The 20,228-nt window shown below is 67.7% G+C and carries 19 protein-coding genes; 11 read left to right on the top strand and 8 right to left on the bottom strand.

The window, feature by feature from the left end; genetic code table 11:
- Positions 1-123: 123 nt before the first annotated feature.
- The 5 genes from V4U86_RS08810 to V4U86_RS08790 form a co-directional block, all read right to left on the bottom strand.
- Positions 124-1,143 (bottom strand): LacI family DNA-binding transcriptional regulator, encoded by a 1,020-nt coding sequence (locus V4U86_RS08810; protein ID WP_395310872.1) that lies wholly within the window; start codon positions 1,141-1,143, stop codon positions 124-126.
- A gap of 102 nt (positions 1,144-1,245) precedes the next feature.
- Positions 1,246-2,064: an ATP-binding cassette domain-containing protein gene (locus tag V4U86_RS08805; RefSeq protein ID WP_395310871.1), complete on the bottom strand. Its 819-nt coding sequence runs from the start codon at positions 2,062-2,064 to the stop codon at positions 1,246-1,248.
- A gap of 4 nt (positions 2,065-2,068) precedes the next feature.
- Positions 2,069-3,127, bottom strand: coding sequence for an ABC transporter permease (locus V4U86_RS08800; protein WP_395310870.1), 1,059 nt, complete (start codon positions 3,125-3,127; stop codon positions 2,069-2,071).
- A gap of 17 nt (positions 3,128-3,144) precedes the next feature.
- Positions 3,145-4,134, bottom strand: a complete 990-nt coding sequence (locus V4U86_RS08795; protein WP_395310869.1) for a substrate-binding domain-containing protein — start codon at positions 4,132-4,134, stop codon at positions 3,145-3,147.
- Between the two features lie 140 nt (positions 4,135-4,274).
- Complete coding sequence (locus tag V4U86_RS08790; protein ID WP_395310868.1) at positions 4,275-5,306, bottom strand: LacI family DNA-binding transcriptional regulator; 1,032 nt, start codon at positions 5,304-5,306, stop codon at positions 4,275-4,277.
- A 93-nt stretch (positions 5,307-5,399) separates the two neighbouring features.
- Here V4U86_RS08790 and V4U86_RS08785 point away from each other — a divergent pair, with 93 nt between their 5' ends.
- Positions 5,400-6,371, top strand: coding sequence for a Gfo/Idh/MocA family oxidoreductase (locus V4U86_RS08785; protein ID WP_395310867.1), 972 nt, complete (start codon positions 5,400-5,402; stop codon positions 6,369-6,371).
- Positions 6,368-7,132, top strand: coding sequence for a TIM barrel protein (locus V4U86_RS08780; RefSeq protein WP_395310866.1), 765 nt, complete (start codon positions 6,368-6,370; stop codon positions 7,130-7,132). The genes V4U86_RS08785 and V4U86_RS08780 overlap by 4 nt, the downstream gene beginning before the upstream one ends.
- 114 nt (positions 7,133-7,246) lie before the next feature.
- Here the strand turns inward: V4U86_RS08780 and V4U86_RS08775 are convergent, their stop codons facing one another.
- Positions 7,247-8,656, bottom strand: coding sequence for a sugar porter family MFS transporter (locus V4U86_RS08775; RefSeq protein WP_395310865.1), 1,410 nt, complete (start codon positions 8,654-8,656; stop codon positions 7,247-7,249).
- Positions 8,657-8,786: 130 nt separating this feature from the next.
- On the opposite strand from V4U86_RS08775, the gene V4U86_RS08770 reads away from it, so the two are divergent.
- Positions 8,787-9,863 (top strand): LacI family DNA-binding transcriptional regulator, encoded by a 1,077-nt coding sequence (locus V4U86_RS08770; RefSeq protein ID WP_395311967.1) that lies wholly within the window; start codon positions 8,787-8,789, stop codon positions 9,861-9,863.
- On the opposite strand, the gene V4U86_RS08765 is transcribed toward V4U86_RS08770, so the two are convergent.
- Positions 9,833-10,570 (bottom strand): GntR family transcriptional regulator, encoded by a 738-nt coding sequence (locus tag V4U86_RS08765; RefSeq protein ID WP_395310864.1) that lies wholly within the window; start codon positions 10,568-10,570, stop codon positions 9,833-9,835. The two genes, V4U86_RS08770 and V4U86_RS08765, sit on opposite strands and share 31 nt — an antisense overlap.
- Before the next feature lie 155 nt (positions 10,571-10,725).
- Here V4U86_RS08765 and iolC point away from each other — a divergent pair, with 155 nt between their 5' ends.
- The 8 genes from iolC to V4U86_RS08725 all read left to right on the top strand — a co-directional run bounded on the left by iolC (position 10,726) and on the right by V4U86_RS08725 (position 19,238).
- Entirely contained in the window at positions 10,726-11,730 is a 1,005-nt protein-coding gene (gene iolC / locus V4U86_RS08760) for a 5-dehydro-2-deoxygluconokinase (RefSeq protein ID WP_395311966.1), read from the top strand.
- Positions 11,723-12,625 (top strand): Cgl0159 family (beta/alpha)8-fold protein, encoded by a 903-nt coding sequence (locus tag V4U86_RS08755; protein ID WP_395310863.1) that lies wholly within the window; start codon positions 11,723-11,725, stop codon positions 12,623-12,625. The genes iolC and V4U86_RS08755 overlap by 8 nt, the downstream gene beginning before the upstream one ends.
- Positions 12,625-13,491, top strand: a complete 867-nt coding sequence (iolB, locus tag V4U86_RS08750; protein WP_395310862.1) for a 5-deoxy-glucuronate isomerase — start codon at positions 12,625-12,627, stop codon at positions 13,489-13,491. The genes V4U86_RS08755 and iolB overlap by 1 nt, the downstream gene beginning before the upstream one ends.
- A 3-nt stretch (positions 13,492-13,494) precedes the next feature.
- Positions 13,495-15,444: a 3D-(3,5/4)-trihydroxycyclohexane-1,2-dione acylhydrolase (decyclizing) gene (gene iolD / locus V4U86_RS08745; protein ID WP_395310861.1), complete on the top strand. Its 1,950-nt coding sequence runs from the start codon at positions 13,495-13,497 to the stop codon at positions 15,442-15,444.
- Between the two features lie 13 nt (positions 15,445-15,457).
- Positions 15,458-16,378, top strand: a complete 921-nt coding sequence (locus V4U86_RS08740; RefSeq protein ID WP_395310860.1) for a sugar phosphate isomerase/epimerase family protein — start codon at positions 15,458-15,460, stop codon at positions 16,376-16,378.
- 20 nt (positions 16,379-16,398) lie between these two features.
- The gene (locus tag V4U86_RS08735; protein ID WP_395310859.1) at positions 16,399-17,430 is read left to right on the top strand and encodes a Gfo/Idh/MocA family protein; all 1,032 of its coding nucleotides are present in this window, start codon (positions 16,399-16,401) and stop codon (positions 17,428-17,430) included.
- A gap of 1 nt (position 17,431) precedes the next feature.
- The gene (locus V4U86_RS08730) at positions 17,432-18,307 is read left to right on the top strand and encodes a sugar phosphate isomerase/epimerase family protein (protein ID WP_395310858.1); all 876 of its coding nucleotides are present in this window, start codon (positions 17,432-17,434) and stop codon (positions 18,305-18,307) included.
- An 82-nt stretch (positions 18,308-18,389) separates the two neighbouring features.
- Positions 18,390-19,238: a sugar phosphate isomerase/epimerase family protein gene (locus V4U86_RS08725; RefSeq protein WP_395310857.1), complete on the top strand. Its 849-nt coding sequence runs from the start codon at positions 18,390-18,392 to the stop codon at positions 19,236-19,238.
- On the opposite strand, the gene V4U86_RS08720 is transcribed toward V4U86_RS08725, so the two are convergent.
- The gene (locus V4U86_RS08720; RefSeq protein ID WP_395310856.1) at positions 19,235-20,224 is read right to left on the bottom strand and encodes a Gfo/Idh/MocA family oxidoreductase; all 990 of its coding nucleotides are present in this window, start codon (positions 20,222-20,224) and stop codon (positions 19,235-19,237) included. The genes V4U86_RS08725 and V4U86_RS08720 overlap by 4 nt on opposite strands.
- Positions 20,225-20,228 lie beyond the last annotated feature (4 nt).

Raw genomic sequence — 20,228 nt, 5'->3', positions numbered from 1 at the left:
GTCCGGTCTATTTGACCGGTCTAATTCGAATGCGTCCACTATGAGGCCCGTCACAGGCGACTGTCAAGAGTGGGATCGGCCGGGTTCGGCAGATCTGGCCAAAGTGCCCTTGCTACAAGGGATTCAGGCCTGCCGGCGGCCAGACACGGGCGCGGTGGTCGCCCGCGGGACCAATAGCGGTTGCGATACCCACGAGTCCGGTTCGACACGGCCGCCGTCCAGCCGGGACACCACCGCCCGTACCGCCCGGTCGGCCTGCTCCCCGGGTTGCTGATTGACCGTCGTCAGGTCGATGTGACCGAGCCGGGCCAGCGCGCTGTCGTCATAGCCGGCGACCGACACGTCCTCGGGCACCCGCACCCCGGCGCGGCGCAAGGTGTCGATGACGCCCACCGCGATGCGGTCGTTGGCACACACCACCGCCGTCGCCGTCGACCCTCGGGCCAGCAGCTCCGATGCCGCCGCCATCCCGGAATCCTCGGTGAAATCACCTTCGATGATCGCGGCCTCATCCTGCAGACCGTGCCTGCGCATCGCGCGCAGATAGCCACTGCGACGGTCCGCGGCGATGACGCCCTGTCCGGCGGCGATGTGCACGATCCGCCGGTGCCCCAGTTCGACAAGATGGTCGACGACAGCACCGATCCCGCGCCCGTCCGCGGTGCGTACGACATCGAGGGAATCCACCGATATCCGCCGGCCGATGACCACGGTCGGCAGCCGGGTGCCGAGTTCGGCCAGCGTCTGCGTCGGCAGCTCCGGCCCGATCAGCAACAACCCCTCGGAGCGGAAGTCCAACAGTGTCTCGATCACCTTCGACTCACCGTGCGTGGGGGTGACCGCCCCCAGGACCACCTCGTAGCCGGCCCGATCGGCCGCTGCGACGATGTGCTCGACGATCTCGGCGTGAAAGCTGTTGCGGATATTGGTGGTGACGCCGATCAGGTGCGTCCTTCGTGCGGTCATCAGCGCCGCCGTCCGGTTCACCCGGTAGCCGAGCTCTTCGGCCGCCGCCAGCACCTTCTCCCGCGTCTCCGCGCTGGGCCCGGGCGCCTTACGGAACACCAACGACACCAATGCCTTCGAGACTCCCACCTTGTCGGCGATGTCCTGCATGGTCGGCCGATCCTGGCGCTGCGGCATCCACCGATGATCCGCGACCGACCTAGACCGGTCAAGCCCGACACACGATATCGGCGCGACACCCCCGGGTCAGCCGGAGTGCCGCGCCGACTTCGTCAGGGACTACTTGCGTCCGAGCTCGTGGGACAGCGCCTCGAGTTCGTCGCCGCCGGCCATCTGCTGGGTCAGATGCTCCAGCGTGATCTCGTCGAAGGTGCAGTCCAGCTTCTGGCGACCGCGGTTCAGCAGCACGAAGTGATCGCCGACCATGTGCGCATGGTGCGGGTTGTGCGTGATGAACACGACGCCGAAGCCGGCCTCCTTGGCGGCGGTGATGTACTTCAGCACCACGCCGGACTGCTTCACGCCCAGCGCGGCGGTGGGCTCGTCGAGGATGAGCACCCGCGCCCCGAAGAACACCGCCCGCGCGATCGCGACACATTGGCGCTGGCCACCGGAGAGCGAACCGATCGGCGCATCGACATCGGGGAGCTCGATGCCCATCTTGGACAGCTCGGCCAACGTGGTGGCCCGCATGGCGTTCGCATCCAGCGACCACGGGAACGACTTCTTGCGGACCTCCTGGCCGAGGAAGAAGTTGCGCCACACCGGCATCAGCGGCACCACGGCGAGGTTCTGGTAGACGGTGGCGATGCCCTTGTCGAGTGCATCGGCCGGCGAGGAGAACTTCGTCGGCTCCCCGTCGACCAGGAGTTCACCGTCGCTCTGCTGGTGCAACCCGGCGATGATCTTGATCAGCGTGGACTTGCCGGCACCGTTGTCACCGAGGATCCCGGTCACCTGCCCGGCGTGCACCCGCAGGCTGATGTCCTTTAGCGCGTGGATGTGGCCGTAGGACTTGCCGACATTGCGCAGCTCGACCAGCGGCGTCTTTCCGCCGGCCGATGCTTCGTTGCTCTGGGTTTCGACTGTCGCGGTCATCGGATCACTTCTTCGCTGCGTAGTTACGGAAGGCGTTGTTGGCGATCACCGCGAAAAGCAGCATGCCGCCCAGGAAGAACTTGAACCAGTCCGGGTCCCAACCCGCGTAGACGATGCCCTGGTTCGTCATCCCGAAGATGAACGCACCGATGGCGGCGCCGATCGCGGTGCCGTAGCCGCCGGTGAGCAGACAGCCACCGATGACCGCGGCGATGATGTAGAAGAACTCGTTTCCGATGCCCTGACCGGACTGCACGGTATTGAAGGCGAAGAGCAGGTGCATGCCCACGAACCAGGCGCAGAAGCCGACGAACATGAACAGGCCGATCTTGACCTTGGTCACCGGGATGCCGATGGCACGGGCGCTCTCGGCGTCACCGCCGACGGCGAAGATCCAGTTGCCGATCTTGGTCTTGAACAGCACCCAGGTGGCGACGGCGGTGAACACCAGCCACCACAGCACCGTCACCCGGATGCCGACGCCGAACACGGTGAACGTCGAGGAGAACACCTTCTGCGCCGAGTCCCAGCCGGCCATATCGCTGACGCTCTGGGTGGCGACCTGTCCGGCAACGAGTTTCGTGACGGCCAGGTTGATGCCGGCGAGCATGAAGAAGGTACTCAGCGTGATCAGGAAGCTGGGGATCTTGGTCTTCATCACCAGGAACCCATTGAAGAAGCCGACCGCCAGTGCGAGCACCAGGGCCAGCGCGGCGCCGACCCAGAGGTTGAGGTGCAGGTTGTAGGCCAGCATCGAGGCGGCCAGCGAGCTGAACGTCACCGCCACACCCGCCGACAGGTCGAACTCGCCGCCGATCATCAGCACCGCGACACCGCAGGCCATGATGCCGATGGTGCTGCTGGCGTAGAGCACCGTCGCCAGCGAGGAGGCCTCACGGAACGGAGGGGCCACGATGAAGAACGCGATGAAAATGCCGATCGCACCGATACCGGCGCCCATCTCGGGCCGGATCAGCAGACGCTGTAGGCGATTTCGTTCCTTGACGCGTTCGTCGCGAACCACTTTGTGGTCGGCGACGTCCAGCGCTTCCTGGGTGGTCATGTCTGCGCTCCTGGCTTCTAGCGAGTTCCGCCCTTGGCCAGTTCGGCCACGGCGTCGATGTTGGACTTGTCGATGAACGACGGGCCGGTCAGCGTCGCCTGCCCGCCCCCGATCAGGTTCTTGTTGCTCAGGTACAGCCACAGCGAGTCGATGGCGAGGTAGCCCTGCAGGAAGGGCTGCTGGTCGACGGCCCACTGCACGTCACCGTTCTGGATGGCGTCCACCAGCGCGGCATTGGTGTCGAAGGTGGTCACGTTCGCATTGCTGCCGGCGTTCTTCTTGGACTGCACGGCGGTCAGCGCGATCGGCGCCCCGAGCGCGACGAGGGTGTCGACGCTGGGGTCCTGCTGCAGCTTCGCGGTGATGGTCGCCTCGACCGACGGCATGTCCTTGCTGTTGACGTTCAGGATCTCGGTCTGCCCCCCGAAGCCTTCCTTGACACCCGCACAACGGGATTCGAGGGCGACCTGGCCCTGCTCCTGAATGATGCAGACCACCTTCTTGGCGCCGTCGGCGTTCAGCCGCTCACCCGCCGCGATGCCCGCGAGCTTTTCGTCCTGACCGAAGTACTGCTGGACACCCATGTTCTTGAAGTTGTCGAAACCGGAGTTGAAGGCGACCACCGGGATGCCCCGGTCGAGCGCGGCCTTGACCGCGGGTGCCATCGCCTCGGGCTTGGCCAGTGTGACGGCGATGCCGTCCACCCCGCTGTCGATGGCGGCCTGCACCAGGTTGGCCTGGTTCGGCGCCTCCGGGTCGTTGGAGTAACGCAGTTCGATGTTGTCCTTCTTGGCCGCAGCCTCGGCGCCCTTGCGGATCAGATCCCAGAAGGAGTCACCGGGCACCTCGTGGGTGATCATCGCGACCGTCATGCGCGGGGTGTCGACGGTGCCGCCGCCGCCACCCTCTGCGGAGCTGTCCGGCCTGCCGCCGGTGGACGAACACGCCGCCATGCTCAACGCCAACATGCCCGCTCCGGCCAGAGCCGCAAGCCGCTTCAACGCCATCTTCTCTCCTCTTTTCACGATCGCCGTGCCGCCGGAGGCCCGGCCCGGTGGGCCGAGTGCCGGCCGCTACGCCTGCAGTCTTGATGTAATACGGCTCACACCGGAAAGTCAATACTTTGTCCTGACATTAGGACTGCAAGTCATTTGTTCGGCGGTGTTCCCGCAGGCCGCCGGCCCGGGGCGGCCGTCGAGCCGCGCACCACCAGCGTCGGCTCGCACACCACATCCACCGCGTCATCCGCCGCGTCGGCACCCTCGGACACACCGTCGAGACGGTCGACCAGGCGCCTCACCGCCGCGCCCGACAGCCCCATGGCGTCCTGGCGCACGGTCGTGAGGTTCACGTGGGCGAGCCCCGCCAACGGGCTGTCATCGAACCCGAGCACCGAAACCTGTTGCGGCACTGAGATACCTGCACGGATCAGCACGTCGATGACCCCGAGTGCGCAGCGGTCGTTGAAGGCGAACACCGCCGTGGGCAGCTCGCCGTCGGCCAGCATCCGGGCCGCCGCGGCAGCACCTTCGCGCTCGGTGAGCCCGCCGGGACGAACCTCCTCCACCACCCCGCCAACCCCGGCCGCGCGCCGATAACCCCGCAACCGTTCGGCAGCGCCCGGCGCCCGCCCGCCATCCAGGTAGGCGATCCGCCGATGGCCCAGCGCCAGCAGATGTTCGGTACCCAGGATCGCTCCCGCGGCATCGTCGCTGCGTACGGCGTCGACACCGCGGATCCGGCGGGCGAGCACGACCACCGGCAGGCGGTCGGCCAGCTCGCCCAGCTGCCGGGTCGGTGCCTGCGGGCCGATGAGCACCAACCCCTCGCACCGGTCATCCACCAGCGTGCGCAGCGCGCGGGGTTCGTCGCGGTGTGGGGTGACGCCGCTGAGTACCACGTCATAGCCGAGTCGCTCGGCCGCCACGTACACACCGTCGACCAGGTCGGCATGGAACTCCTGGCCGACCGCGAACGTCACTCCGATCAGCCTGGTGCGGTGCTGACGCAACCGGCGCGCACGGGGATCGGGCCGGTAGCCGAGTTCGTCAGCCACTTGGTGCACCCGGTCGCGGGTCTGCGCGCTGGCTCCCGGTGCGCCGCGCATGACGATCGAGACGAGCGCCCGCGAGACGCCGGCGCGCGCGGCGACATCCGCCAGAGTCGGCCTGCGTTCCACGGGATGATCCTAGATCGTTCTAGGAAAATCGTTGACGGAACTCGGCGAGCCGTTCTACCGTCACTAGAACGTTCTAGTAGATCGGAGTGCCCCATGGCCCCACCCCTGTCCTTCGGCCTCATCGGCGCCGGCTGGATCGGCGGCTTCCACGCCGAGACATTGGCCGCACGGCTGCCGAACACCCGGCTGGTCGCGGTCGCCGACCCGGTACCCGGTGCCGCAGAGAAGTTCTCGGGCGCGCGGGCCTATCGGGATCCGCTGGGGCTCATCGCGGATCCGGAGGTTCAGGCCGTAGCCATCTGCTCCCCCGCCACCAGTCACGCCGACCTGGTGGTCGCCGCCGCGCGGGCCGGTAAGCACGTGTTCTGCGAGAAGCCGATGGCGCTGACGCTCGATGACGCCGACCGCGCCATCGACGCGGCGCGCACCGCGGGCGTCGCCTTGCAGGTCGGCTTCAACCGGCGCTTCGCCGGCGACTTCGCGCAGATGCGGGCCCGCATCGATGCCGGTGCAATCGGCACGCCCCAACTGCTGCGGTCGCTCACCCGGGATCCCGGCATCTCCGCCGAGGTCGCGGCGCGGGTCAAGCCGTGGACGATCTTCAACGAGACGCTGATCCACGACTTCGACACCCTGTGCTGGCTCAACCCGGGTGCGCGGGCCACCGAGGTGTACGCCCAGGCCGATGCACTGGTTCACCCGCAGTTCGCCGAGCAGGGATTCCTCGACACCTCGGTGGTGCAGATCCGGTTCGACAACGGCGCATTCGCCGTCGCCGAAGCCAGTTTCCAGGCCGTGTACGGCTACGACATCCGCGGCGAGGTCTTCGGATCCGGCGGTGTACTGCAGGCCGGACGTGCACCCGAGCACGCCGGCCGGGTCAACACCGAACTGTTCGCCGATGCCTACACCGCGCAGTTCGCCCATTTCGCCGGGTGTGTACTGGCCGGCACCGAGCCCGCGGTCACCGGCGTCGACGCCCGCATCGCGCTGGAAATCGCCCTCGCGGCAAGGGAATCGGTCGAGACCAAGGCGCCGGTGGTACTGAACGGGGTGCGGGCATGAGACTCGCCGTGTGTTCAGAGATGGTCTTCACCGAACTGCCGCTGCTGGACCGGGTGCAGCGCATCCACGAGCTGGGTTTCGATGTCGAGATCTGGAGCTGGCACGACAAGGATCTCGACGCGCTGGCCGCGACCGGCGCGCAGTTCTCCTCGATGACGGGCTATCTGCACGGGGACCTGATCGATCCGGAGTATGCCGACGAGGTGGTGCGTACCGCCGAATTGAGCATCAAGGCCGCTGAGACGCTGGGTGTTCCGCGGCTCAACCTGCACACCGCCGAACTGGTCGACGGGCAGGCGGCCCGGCCGCGGCATCGTGCCACCGGCACGATGTGGGCTACCGCCCTGCGCACGCTGGAACGGATCGGCGATCTCGGCGCGGCCGCCGGGGTGACGTTCTGCGTCGAGAACCTCAACACCATCGTCGATCATCCCGGCGTGCCGTTGGCGCGGGCCAAGGACACGCTGGCACTGGTCGAGGGCGTCGGTCACCCGAACGTGAAGATGATGCTGGACCTGTATCACGCCCAGATCGGTGAGGGAAATCTCGTCGAACTCGTCCGCCGGTGCGGGCCGGCGATCGGCGAGATCCAGGTGGCCGACGTGCCCGGGCGGTGCGAGCCGGGAACCGGCGAGATCCACTACCCCGCTGTCGCACGAGCGTTGCGCGACACGGGATATGACGGCACCGTCGGCCTGGAGGCGTACGCCCGCGGTGACAGTACCGCCGCACTGCAGGCGTTCCGCGCCGCGTTCAGCTGAGGCGATTTCGGCGCGCTCGCGTTCGCATGGCCAACATCAGCGCGCCGAAATCACCGGGGTTGCGCCGCGTTCAGCTGAGGCGATTTCGGCGCGCTCGCGTTCGCATGGCCAACATCAGCGCGCCGAAATCACCGGGGTTGCGCCGTGTTCGGCTTCGAAGCGCTCTTCCAGTTCCTCCAGCGTGGTTCCCTTGGTCTCGGGCACGGTGCGCTGCACGAAGATCCATGAACCCACATTGACGGCCACGAAGAGCAGGAACGTACCGGTGGAGCCGAGCGCGGAGTTCAGCAGCGGGAACAGGAACGAGATGATCGCGTTGGTGCACCACAGCACGAAGACGGCGATCCCCATTGCGAAACCGCGGATGCTCAGCGGGAAGATCTCCGACAGCAGCAGCCACACGACGGTGCCGATGAACATCTGCACGAAGGCCACGAACAGGATCATGCAGGCCAGGATCACGTAGCTGCGCATCGTCGACGCCGGCAGCAGGAACACCAACGCCAGCGCGAGTTGTGAACCCGCGACACCGGCGAAGCCGATCAGCAGCATGAGGCGGCGGCCGACGAAACCGATCAGGATGATGCCGATGATCGTGGTGACCACCGAGGTGACGCCGACGGCGATGGTGGCGACCAGCGCGGCGCTGACCCCCAGACCGCTCTGCTCCAGGATGGTCGGCGCGTAGTAGTTCACGGTGTTGATGCCGGTGGCCTGCTGCACGACCGCGAGGCCGCAGCCGATGAGTACCACGCGACGGATCCACGGCACGTCACGGATGACGCTGAACGGCGCGGTCCGGTTCTTCAGCATGTGCGCGGTGTGTTCGGCGATGAGCTCGTACTCGGCGTCGGCTTCCGACGGTGCGCGGCTCAACCCCAGCACCGCGCGGGCCTCGGTCATCCGGCCCTTGAGGCCGTACCAGCGCGGCGAGTCCGGCAGCACCAGCATGCCCAGCAGCAGGGCGATGGCCGGCACGGTGGCCACCCCGAGCATCATGCGCCAGACGTGCGGGTCGTGAATCAGGTGATCCAGCAGGGCGTTGGTGGCGAAGGCCAGCATCTGCCCGGTGACGATCATCAGTTCGTTGATCGTCACCATCCGGCCGCGCCGATCGGCCGGCGCCATCTCGGCCAGGTAGAGCGGGCAGGTGACCGCCGCTGCGCCCACGCCGAGACCGAGCACGATCCGTGCGGCGACCATCAGCTGGACGTTGGGGGCGAGCGCGCAACCGAGTGCGCCGACCAGGAACAGGCCCGCGCAGACCAGCAGGCTGCGCTTGCGGCCGATACGGTCGGCCACCCGTCCGCCGAACAGCGCCCCGAGTGCGGCGCCCGGGAACAGCAGTGAGCTGACGACGGTCGCCTCACCGAATGCGCTGAGGTCGAGGTCGTCCTTCATGTAGAGCAGGGCGCCGGAGATGACGCCGGTGTCGTAACCGAAGAGCAGCCCGCCCAGGGTCGCGATGACCGTCAGCTTGGTGAGGAACTTGCCGGAACTGTGGGTCTCGGTCGTTGTCGCCATGAGAAAACTTCCTTGTGGACTAAAGCGCGTTACTAACGCGCGTTAGGTCTAATATGGGTGCCGACGCAGAACGTGTCAACCGTCACTTCCCGAGGAGATTGCGATGGCGAGCCCGCAGCGCCGGCCGACGATGACCGACGCGCGGCCTCGGCGGCCGACGACAGCCGACGCGCGGCCTCGGCGGCCGACGATGGCCGACGTCGCCACCCAGGCCGGGGTCTCCCGCACGCTGGTGTCGTTCATCCTCGACGGAAAGCCCGGCGCCAGTGAGGAAACCCGGCAGCGGGTGCTCACGGTGGCCGAGGAGATCGGCTACCGGCCGGACTCCGCGGCGCGACTGCTGGCCCGCGGCCGCAGCCGCACCCTGGGCGTGCTGATGGACGTGTGCCAGCTCTTCGAAGCCCAACTGGTCACCGGGATCTACCCGGCTGCCGAACACCTCGGCTACGAGGTACTGCTGTCGGCGAACCTGCCCGACCGCGATGAGGGCGTGCCGATCGACGCACTGCTCAGCCACCGCTGCGGAGGACTGATCCTGCTCGGCCCGTCCTCGGATGCGGACAAACTTGTCGCCCTGGCCGAGCGGGTCCCCGTCGTGGTGGTGGGGCGCCGGCTCACCGGCATCCCGCCGGAAACCCGGCTGACCACCGTGCGCACCGACGACGCGTCGGGCATCCGGGACGCGGTCGGCTATCTCGTCGAACTCGGCCACCGCGCCATCCACCACGTCGACGGCGGCTCCGATCCCGGTTCCGCGGACCGCCGCAAGGCCTATCGCGCCGCCATGCGCAAGCACGGACTCGCGGAGCACGCCAAGGTGATTCCGGGCGCGCACGACGAGGCGGCCGGCGCCGCGGCGGCGCGGGAGATCCTCGCCTCGGACTCGCACCCGACCGCGATACTGGCCGGCAACGATCGCTGCGCGCTGGGCCTACTCGACGGCCTGTCGCGCGCCGGCATCGACGTGCCCGGCGACATCTCCCTCATCGGCTACGACGACAGCCACCTGTCGGACAACCCGCGCATCGACCTCACCACCGTGCATCAGGACGCCGCCGAACTCGCCCGGCACGCGGTCCGGCTGGCCGTCGCCATGCTCGACGAAACGGCCGGCGCCGAGACGGATGTGGTCCTGGCGCCGCGCCTGGTGATCCGGGGCACCACCGCCGCGCCGCGTCAGCGGTCGACGAGCGTGGTCTCGAAGTAGTAGCGCGAGGCGCGATAGCAGTGACTGCCGAACTCGACCGCCCGGCCGGAGTCGTCGAACGCCGTCCGGCTCATGGTCAACAGCGGCGCACCGGCCTTCTCGTCGAGCAGCCGGGCCTCGTTGCGGTTGGCCGGCTTGGCGCCGATGCGCTGCCGGGCCAGCCGGATGTGCACGCCCCGCGCGCGCAGCGCCTGGTAAAGGCCGCTGGCTTCGAGTTCCTCGGCGTCCGGCGCGATCTCGACCGGCAGATGGTTGGTCATCACCGCGAGCGGCTCGCCGTTGGCGCGCCGGAGCCGTTGGATGGTGACGATCTCGTGGTCCTTGCCCAGGTTGAGCTCGGCGGCAATGTCCTCGTCGGCGATGCCGCACCGGTACTCGAGCAGCTGGGTCGTCGGGTCCTGCCCGGACTTGGCGAGATCATCGAACAGGCTGGTGAGCTCGACCCGGCGGTGCACGGGATTCTGCACGACCTGCGTGCCGACCCCCCGTTTGCGCACCAGCAGACCCTTGTCGACGAGTTCCTGGATCGCGCGCCGGGTGGTGGGCCGCGACAGCGCGAGCCTGCTCGCGAGCGCGAGTTCGTTCTCGAACCGGTCGCCGGGGGCCAGCTCGCCGTTGCGGATCGCAGCTTCGATGGCCTGGGCGAGTTGGTAGTAGAGCGGAACAGGGCTGGACCTGTCGAGCTCAACAGCTAAAGGCACGTCCACTCCGATCTCGGGGCAACTGATCAGACAGAGTAACCGAACCGTAGCACCATGACTGAAAGTTCGAATGTCAGGACAAACTATTGACATGAGTGAGTGACCCGAGGCACAGTCATAGAAGCAGAGCCCGCCCACGATCTTCGGGAGCCACAGTGTCCATTGAAGGGTCCATCGAGAGGTCCGCCGAAAGGCCGTCCGGCACGGAACCGTTCGACGCCATCGCCATCGGCCGCAGCGGCGTGGACGTCTACCCGCTGCAGACCGGCGTCGGACTCGAGAAGGTCGAAACCTTCGGGAAGTTCCTCGGCGGCAGCGCCGCCAACGTCGCGGTCGCGGCCGCCCGGCTCGGCAACCGGACGGCACTGATCTCCGGCGCCGGCGATGACCCGTTCGGCCGCTTCGTCCGCGACGAACTCGCCCGCCTCGGCGTCGACAACCGTTTCGTGCGCACCCACGGTGAATACCCCACCCCGGTGACCTTCTGCGAGATCTTCCCGCCCGACGACTTCCCGCTGTACTTCTACCGCAAGCCCTCGGCACCCGATCTGCGGATCAGCACCGAGGAACTCGACACCGACGCCATCCGCAGCGCCCGGCTGTTCTGGGCCACCGTCACCGGGCTGTCCGAAGAGCCCAGCCGCAGCGCACATTTCGCCGCGCTTGAGAGCCGGTCGCGCAGTCCGCTGACGGTCCTCGACCTCGACTACCGCCCGATGTTCTGGGCCACCCCCGCCGCGGCCACCGAGCAGGTGCAGCGCGCGCTGCAACACGTCACCGTCGCGGTGGGCAACCGCGAGGAGTGCGAGATCGCCGTCGGGGAGACCAGCCCACACAAGGCCGCCGACGCCCTGCTCGATCTCGGGGTCGAATTGGCCATCGTGAAGCAGGGCCCGCGCGGCGTGCTCGGCAAGACCAGGCACAGCTCGGTGACGGTGCCGCCCAACGACGTGGACGTCGTGAACGGGCTGGGTGCCGGGGATGCCTTCGGCGGCAGCCTCATCCACGGGCTGCTGCACGGCTGGTCGCTGGAGAAGACCCTGCGTTACGCCAACGCCGCGGGGGCCATCGTCGCCTCCCGCCTCGAATGCTCGACCGCGATGCCGACCGCCGTCGAGGTGGCCGATCTCGCCGAACAGACCGCTGTGGAGGCCGTCAATGTCTAGTCCCGCATCGGCCCCCGGCGTCGCCCGGGCCGAAACCTACGCCGACCTCACCGAGATCCGCACCGCCGATCCCGCCGCGGTCGCGCAGGCCTGGCAGGCCCGCACCACGCGGCCGACGGTCCGCGGCGACGGCCGGCTGATGATCGTCGCCGCCGACCACCCCGCCCGCGGTGCGCTCGCCGTCGGATCACGCCCGACGGCCATGAACAATCGTCTCGACCTGTTGGACCGGCTGCGTGCTGCACTCGCCGACCCGGGTGTGGACGGGGTGCTGGCCACCGCCGACATCCTCGACGACCTGGTTCTGCTCGGGGCGCTGGAGGACAAGGTGGTGTTCTCCTCCTTCAACCGGGGCGGGCTGGCCGGCTCCTCGTTCGAGCTGGACGACCGGATGACAGGTGCGACCGCGGCATCGACGGCGGCGGCCAACATGAACGGCGGAAAGATGCTGTGCCGCATCGACCTCGACGATCCGGGTACGGTGTCCACCCTCGCCGCGTGTGCACAGGCGGTCGACGAACTGGCCGCCCGCGGGCTGATCGCCATGCTGGAACCGTTCATGTCCTCCCGCGTCGACGGCAAGGTCCGCAACGACCTCTCCCCCGACGCCGTCATCAAGTCCGTGCACATCAGCCAGGGGCTGGGCTCCACGTCGGCCTACACCTGGATGAAGCTGCCGGTCGTCCCCGAGATGGACCGGGTGATGGAATCCACGACGATGCCCACCCTGCTGCTCGGTGGCGACCCCACCGACCCCGACGAGGCGTTCGCCAGCTGGGAGAAGGCGCTCTCGCTGCCCGCCGTCAAGGGTCTGATCGTCGGTCGCACCCTGCTCTACCCGCCTGATGACGACGTCGCCGGCGCCGTCTCGACCGCCGTGAAGCTGGTGCGCTGATGAAATCCAAGTGGTACATCCCGGCCGGCACCGCGCCCGCGCCCTACACCGTGGACGTCACCCCCGAATCGGCCGGCTGGGCCGAGTCCAGTCTGCACGTACTGGATCTCGACGCCGGTTCGGTCACCCGCAGCACCGGTGACAGCGAAGTGATGATCCTGCCGCTGGCCGGCGGCGGCACCGTCAGCTGCGACGGCGAGACCTTCGAACTGTCACCGCGCGCATCGGTTTTCGACGGCCCCGCGGACATGGTGTACATCGGCGTGGACCAGACCTACACGCTGGCAGGGCACGGCCGCGTCGCGATCTGCGGAGCGCGGGCCACCCGGTCGTTCCCGAATCGCCGGGTCGCCGCCGCCGACGTGCCCGTCGAACTGCGCGGGGCAGGCAACTGCAGTCGGCAGGTGCACAACTTCGGCACGGCCACCACGTTCGAGGCCGACTCGTTGATCGCCTGCGAGGTCATCACCCCGGGCGGCAACTGGTCGAGCTACCCCGCGCACAAGCACGACGAGAACACCGAGTTCGAGACCCAACTGGAAGAGATCTACTACTTCGAGATCGATCACAGCCCGGCCGGGACACCGGGTTTCGGCTACCACCGGGTGTTCGGCACCCCGGAACGCCCGATCGAGGTGCTCGAGGAGGTCCGCTCCGGCGACGTCGTGCTGGTGCCGCACGGCTACCACGGCCCGTCGATCGCCGCCCCGGGCCACCACATGTACTACCTCAACGTGATGGCGGGCTCCGGCCCGAACCGTGCGTGGCTGATCTGCGACAACCCCGACCACACCTGGCTGCGCGACAGCTGGGAGCACCAGGAAATCGATCCGCGCCTGCCGATGCGCAAGACCCAAGGAGCCTGACCCGTGGTTTCCACCGCGCCGAAATCGACCGAGAAGCTGGCCGACACCGAACCCACCGTGCGACTCACCGTGGCTCAGGCCACCATTCGATTCCTGGCCAACCAGTACGTCGAACACGACGGACAGCGCACCAAGTTCTTCGCCGGCTGCTTCGGCATCTTCGGCCACGGCAACGTGGCCGGCCTGGGACAGGCGCTGCTGCAGGACGAGGTCGAATCCTTGGAGGCGGGCTCCGAACCCGGACTGAAGTACGTGCTGGGCCGCAACGAGCAGGCCATGGTGCACAGTGCGGTCGCCTACGCCCGGCAGAAGGATCGGCTGCAGACCTGGGCCGTGACCGCGAGTGTCGGCCCCGGCTCGACCAACATGCTCACCGGCGCGGCGCTGGCGACCATCAACCGGCTGCCGGTGCTGCTACTGCCCGCCGACACCTTCGCCACCCGGGTCAGTTCCCCGGTGCTACAGGAGCTCGAGCTGCCGTCCTCCGGCGACGTCACCGTCAACGACGCCTTCAAACCGCTGTCCCGGTACTTCGACCGGGTGTGGCGGCCCGAGCAACTGCCCGCCGCGCTGCTGGGTGCCATGCGGGTGCTCACCGACCCGGTCGAGACGGGGGCGGCGACGGTGTCGATCCCGCAGGATGTCCAGGCCGAGGCGCACGACTGGCCGGAATCGCTGTTCGCCGAACGCACCTGGCACATCGCCCGGCCGTTGCCGGAGCGCTCGGTGATCGCCCGCGCGGCCGAGGTGATCGCCTCGGCCACCAAACCACTGATCGTGGCCGGCGGCGGCCTGCACTACTCGTTCGCCGAAGAAGCCCTGGCCGCGTTCTGCGAACAGACCGGGATCCCGGTGGCCGAGAGCCAGGCCGGCAAGGGATCGCTGAGCTACGACCACCCGCAGAGCGTGGGGGCCATCGGATCAACCGGTACCACCGCGGCCAACGCGCTGGCCGCCGAGGCCGATGTCATCATCGGTATCGGCACCCGCTACAGCGATTTCACCTCGGCCTCGCGGACCGCGTTCAACAACCCCGACGTGCGGTTCGTGAACATCAACGTGGCCTCGCTGGACTCGGTCAAGCAGGGTGGCATCAGTGTGGTCTCCGATGCCCGCGAGGCCATCGAGGCGCTCGGGCCGGCGCTGGCCGACTACACCGTCAACGACGAATACCGCAACCGGGTCACCGAACTGGCGAAAGAGTGGGAGGACACCGTCGCTTCTGTCTACGCGACCGAAGAGGGTGTTCAGCTCAACCAGAACCAGGTCATCGGTCTGGTCAACACGTTGTCCGATCCGCGGGATGTGGTGGTCTGCGCGGCCGGTTCGATGCCCGGTGACCTGCACAAGCTGTGGCGCACCCGGGACCGCAAGGGCTACCACGTCGAGTACGGGTTCTCCTGCATGGGCTATGAGATCGCCGGCGGCATCGGGGTGCGGATGGGCGCACCGGATCGCGACGTGTTCATCATGGTCGGGGACGGCTCCTACCTGATGATGGCCACCGAGATCGCCACGGCCGTGCAGGAGGGCGTCAAGGTCATCCCGGTACTGGTGCAGAATCACGGATTCGCCTCCATCGGTGGCCTTTCCGAGTCCCTGGGCTCGCAGCGGTTCGGCACCGACTACCGTTACCGCGGTCCCGCGGGACGACTCGACGGTGACAAGTTGCCGGTCGACCTGGCCGCCAATGCCGCAAGCCTGGGCGCCGACGTCATCAAGGTCGCCACCGCCGCCGAGTTCGCGGACGCGGTCAAGGTCGCCAAGGCCGCCGAGGTCACCACGGTGATCTACGTCGAGACCGACCCGCGGATCTACGCCCCGGACAGCTTCTCCTGGTGGGACGTCCCGGTCAGCCAGACCTCCACCCTGGAGTCCACCCAGCAGGCCTACCAACGCTATTCGGACTGGAAGAAAGTCCAACGCCCCCTCCTCCGTCCCTCTGATCGTTAAAAGGAAGCACCACATGTCGTCAATCCGCGTGGGATCCGCACCCGACTCCTGGGGCGTCTGGTTCCCCGACGATCCTCAGCAGACCCCGTACACCCGGTTCCTGGACGAGGTCGCCGAATCCGGTTACGAGTGGATCGAACTCGGCCCGTACGGTTACCTGCCCACCGACCCGCAGCAGCTGCTCGACGAGCTCGGCACGCGAAATCTGAAGCTGTCCGCCGGCACCGTGTTCGAGCACCTGCACCAGTCCGGGTCCCGAGGGGATGACGCCTGGAACTCGGTGTGGACCCAGATCGAGGACGTGGCGAAGCTGACCGCCGCGGTCGGCGGTAAGCACGTCGTCGTCATCCCGGAGATGTGGCGCGACCCGGCCACCGGCGCGGTACTGGAGGATCGCAACCTCACCCCCGAGCAGTGGCGGCAGAAGACCCAGGGCATGAACGAACTGGGCAGGGCCATGTTCGAGAAGTATGGTGTGCGTGCGCAGTACCACCCGCACGCCGACAGCCACGTCGACACCGAGGAGAACGTCTACCGCTTCCTGGACGGCACCGACGGCGAGTTCGTCAACCTGTGCCTGGACACCGGACACATCAGCTACTGCGGCGGCGACAACATCGCCATCATCCGCCGCGCACCGGAGCGGATCGGCTACCTGCACCTCAAGCAGGTGAACCCGGAGGTCCGCGCCAAGGTGGAGGCCGAGGACCTGCCGTTCGGCGAGGCCGTCAAGCTCGGCGCCATGACCGAACCCCCGCTGGGCATTCCGGAGATGCCGCCACTGCTCGCCGAGATCGAGAAGCTCGGCATCGACGTGTTCGCCATCGTGGAGCAGGACATGTACCCCTGCGAGGTCGACGCGCCGCTGCCCATCGCCAAACGCACCCGCGCATATCTGGGCTCGTGTGGCATCCCCTCCGTTCGTTTCAACTAGACCTGTAGGAGTACCGACTCATGTCCGAATTGCGTGTTGCCGTACTGGGTGTCGGCCTGATGGGTGCCGATCATGTGGCGCGAATCGATCGCAAGATCAAGGGCGCCCGGGTGGCAGTGGTGAACGATTTCATCGCGGAGAAGGCCGAGCAGATCGCCGCCGGCATCGACGGCTGCCGCGCCATCAGCGACCCGCTGGACGCGATCGCCGACCCGGACGTCGACGCGGTGGTGCTGGCCACCCCCGGTCCGACCCATGAGAAGCAGCTGCTGGCCTGCCTGGAGCACGGCAAGCCGGTGCTCTGCGAGAAGCCGCTGACCACCGATGTCACCACCTCCCTGGAGATCGTCAAGCGCGAGGCCGAGCTCGGTAAGCGCCTCATCCAGGTCGGCTTCATGCGCCGGTTCGACAACGAGTACGCCGCGCTGAAGGCCGCGATCGTGGCGGGCGAGCTGGGCACGCCGCTGGTGATGCACTGCGCGCACCGCAATCCGGCCGTCCCGCACGGCTTCGACAGCTCGATGGTGGTGCGCGACAGCCTGGTTCACGAAGTCGATGTCACCCGGTTCATCTTCGACGACGAGATCACCTCGATCCAGATCGTGAAGCCGGCCGCCAATCCGGCGGCCCCCGAGGGGCTGGCCGATCCACAGATCGCGATCCTGCGGACAGCCTCCGGCAAGCATGTAGACGTCGAGCTGTTCGTCACGACCGGTGTCGCCTACGAGGTGCGAACGGAGGTGGTCGGTGAGTTGGGCAGCGCCATGATCGGGTTGGACGTGAACCTCATCCGTAAGTCCGCACCGGGCACCTGGGGCGGGCAGATCACCCCCGGGTTCCGGGAACGATTCGGTCAGGCCTACGACACCGAGGTGCAGCGCTGGGTCGACGCGGTCCAGCAGGGGTGTCGAACCGGAGATTACACAGACGGTCCGAGCGCGTGGGACGGCTACGCCGCGGCTGCGGTGTGCGAGGCCGGCGTGGAATCGCTGGGCACCGGTCTGCCGGTCGAGGTCCAGATGGTCGACCGCGCATCCATCAAGGGGGCGTGAGATGAAGATCGCCCTGGATCCCACCCCGTTCCACCACGACTACGACCTGCTCGACTTCCCGAAGGTGGTCGCCGAGCTCGGTTATGAGTACCTGCAGCTGACCCCGCACCGGGACTTCATCCCGTTCTTCAATCACCCCCGCGCCGACGACGATCTGGTCGCCAAGTTCCGCAAGGCCTGCGCGGACGCGGGTGTCGGGATCGCCTCGGTACTGCCGGTGCTGCGTTGGTCCAGCCCGGACCCGGATGCCCGGGAAGCCGCGGTGCGCAACTGGAAGCGCGTCATCCAGATCACCGTGGATCTCGGTGTCAACGTCATCAACACCGAGTTCTCGGGCCGCCCGGAGAAGGCCGAGGAATCGGAGCGGGCGTTCTTCCGGTCCATGGAGGAACTGCTGCCGATCATCGAACGCGAGGGCCTCGACGTCCGGATCGATCCGCATCCGGACGATTTCGTGGAGGACGGGCTGGAGGCACTGCGCATCATCCGCGGTGTCAACTCGCCCAATATCGGGATGGTGTACGTGGCGTGCCACAGTTTCCACATGGGCGGCAACATGGCCGAGATCATCCGGGCCGCCGGTGACAAGCTGCGGCTGGTGCACGTCGCCGACACCATGGATCATCACCGCAGCCACGGGCTGCGTTACATCACCAACCCGCCGGGCAACCCGGTCCGGGTGCACCAGCACCTCAAGATCGGGGACGGCGACGTCGACTGGGACGTGTTCTTCGGCGGTCTGGCCGAGATCGGCTTCTACGACCGCGATGACACCGTGATGGTGTCCTCGGTGTTCGCCGAGGACGAGACCGCGCACGAGGTGTCCCGCTACCAACTCAAGACCATGACCGAATACGTCTCGAAGTACGGAAAGTAACCCCCCGCGAGCGTGCGTGTCTGCTGCGCGACACGCCGCTCGCGGCCAGAGTTTGTGCACGTTCGCTGGGAGGAGGGACACCGTGGCCGCACCCCGACTCGTGGCGTCCGCGTGGACCAGCGCCGGTGATGTGTCGCCGATGCACAACCCGGCGACCAGCCCGGTCCCCATCGCCGACCGGGTCGCGGCGATCGCCGAGGCGGGCTTTGTCGGGTTCGGGCTGATCGCCGATGATCTGGTCGCGGTGCAGGATTCGATCGGGTTCGCCGCCCTGGGCGATATGGCCGCCGAGGCGGGTCTGACGCACATCGAGATCGAATTGATCGAGCGGTGGTGGATCCCGCGCGGCCGGCTGGGACATTCCTACGATGTACGGGATCTGCTGTTCACCGCAGCCGACCATCTGCACCCCGCCTTCATCAAGATCGGGTCGGAACAGGGTGCGCGCAACACCGATCTCAGCGAGCTTGTCGTCCCGCTGCGCGAACTCGGTGAGCAGGCCCAGGCCCACGGCACCAGGATCGCGATCGAACCCATGCCGTTCTCGATCATCGATACCGTCCCGGCCGGTGCCGATCTGGCACACGCGGCGGCGCATCCGGCGGTCGGTCTGGTCATCGACGCCTGGCATGTGTTCCGCGCGGGCACCACGATCGGTGATCTGGCCCGGGCACTGTCTCCGGAGGTCATCGTCGGGGCGGAGCTGGATGACGCCGCCGAGGAAGTGGTCGGCACCCTGTTCGAGGACACCGTGCACAACCGGGAGTTGTGCGGCGACGGCAGCTTCGATCTGGTCGGGCTGGTGGATCTGCTGCGCTACTTCGGGTTCCAAGGCCCGTGGGGCGTGGAGATCCTGTCGCAGACGTTTCGCGAGCTGCCGGTCGCGGACGCACTGAAGCTGGCCGCGGAGTCCGCGCGCAGGGTGCTCTAGTCCCCGACCCCGACCCAGGCGCCGTTGGCGTGCATGGACTCGACGAGGGCGTCGGCCACCTGTGCGGCGCGCAGTGCGTCCGCCGCGCTCGCCACGGTCGACGGGCGGGCCTGCCGGATCGAGTCGATCCACTCCTGCAGTTCGAGACGGTACGCGTCGGCGTAACGAGGGATCCAGTCGGCGGGATAGTCGACGCCCCTGCGCCGTTCGGAATCGGTGACGACGTGGGCCGGCAGGGTCAGGGCGGACGCGCCGGTCTCCATGACCACCTCGCATCGGGTGTCGTACCCGTACCGGGCGTTCAGGAAGAGTTCGACCGTGACCAGCACATCGGATGCCGTCCGCAGCAGATAAATCTGCGGATCCTGCCTGGTTCCCGAGTGTTCCGATGTCCGGCCGTGCTGATAGCTCACCTCGACGATCGGCGAATCCAGCAGCCACGGCACGATGTCGAGTTCGTGGATCGCCGAATTCGTGATCGTGGAGGCGGAATCACCGCCCGGGTAGGTGCTGACCGTGCGGCTGACGCAGTGCGCGACCAGCGGTGCGCCGAACTGCCCGCCGGCCACCCGTTCGCGCAACGACACATAGGACGGGTCGAACCGGCGCATGAACCCGACGGTGATCAATTCGACCGAAAGATCCAGTGCCGCCTGCGTATCCACCAGCTGTCGGCTTTCCGCCGCGGTGGGGGCGAGCGGCTTCTCGCACATCACCGGTTTGCCGGCCGCCAACGCCCTGCGCACCAGATCGGCGTGGGTGTCGTCGCGGGTCGCGATGATCACGGCATCCACGTCGGGCGCTTCGATCAGTGCGGCGCCGTCGGCGTACACCTGGGCCTGCAGTTCGGCGGCTACCGCGCCGGCCACCGACCCGTTGAAGTCGCTCACCGCAACGGTATCCGCGCCGGACACCACCGTCGCGATCTTGCGGGCATGGTCGGCACCCATGACGCCGACCCCGACAACTCCCACGCGCACTGTCATGAGC

Source organism: Mycobacterium sp. AMU20-3851 (assembly GCF_043974665.1).
Classification (GTDB): domain Bacteria; phylum Actinomycetota; class Actinomycetes; order Mycobacteriales; family Mycobacteriaceae; genus Mycobacterium.
The sequence above is the reverse complement of the archived record's forward strand: the minus strand, read 5'-3'. Positions and strand labels throughout refer to the sequence as shown.

Bases quoted from the DNA above. Each gene is read 5' to 3' on its own strand.
- V4U86_RS08810 (WP_395310872.1), bottom strand. From the start codon at position 1,143: ATGCCGCAGCGCCAGGATCGGCCGACCATGCAGGACATCGCCGACAAG.
- V4U86_RS08805 (WP_395310871.1), bottom strand. From the start codon at position 2,064: ATGACCGCGACAGTCGAAACCCAGAGCAACGAAGCATCGGCCGGCGGA.
- V4U86_RS08800 (WP_395310870.1), bottom strand. From the start codon at position 3,127: ATGACCACCCAGGAAGCGCTGGACGTCGCCGACCACAAAGTGGTTCGC.
- V4U86_RS08795 (WP_395310869.1), bottom strand. From the start codon at position 4,134: ATGGCGTTGAAGCGGCTTGCGGCTCTGGCCGGAGCGGGCATGTTGGCG.
- V4U86_RS08785 (WP_395310867.1), top strand. From the start codon at position 5,400: ATGGCCCCACCCCTGTCCTTCGGCCTCATCGGCGCCGGCTGGATCGGC.
- V4U86_RS08780 (WP_395310866.1), top strand. From the start codon at position 6,368: ATGAGACTCGCCGTGTGTTCAGAGATGGTCTTCACCGAACTGCCGCTG.
- V4U86_RS08775 (WP_395310865.1), bottom strand. From the start codon at position 8,656: ATGGCGACAACGACCGAGACCCACAGTTCCGGCAAGTTCCTCACCAAG.
- V4U86_RS08770 (WP_395311967.1), top strand. From the start codon at position 8,787: ATGACCGACGCGCGGCCTCGGCGGCCGACGACAGCCGACGCGCGGCCT.
- V4U86_RS08755 (WP_395310863.1), top strand. From the start codon at position 11,723: ATGTCTAGTCCCGCATCGGCCCCCGGCGTCGCCCGGGCCGAAACCTAC.
- iolB (WP_395310862.1), top strand. From the start codon at position 12,625: ATGAAATCCAAGTGGTACATCCCGGCCGGCACCGCGCCCGCGCCCTAC.
- V4U86_RS08740 (WP_395310860.1), top strand. From the start codon at position 15,458: ATGTCGTCAATCCGCGTGGGATCCGCACCCGACTCCTGGGGCGTCTGG.
- V4U86_RS08735 (WP_395310859.1), top strand. From the start codon at position 16,399: ATGTCCGAATTGCGTGTTGCCGTACTGGGTGTCGGCCTGATGGGTGCC.
- V4U86_RS08730 (WP_395310858.1), top strand. From the start codon at position 17,432: ATGAAGATCGCCCTGGATCCCACCCCGTTCCACCACGACTACGACCTG.
- V4U86_RS08720 (WP_395310856.1), bottom strand. From the start codon at position 20,224: ATGACAGTGCGCGTGGGAGTTGTCGGGGTCGGCGTCATGGGTGCCGAC.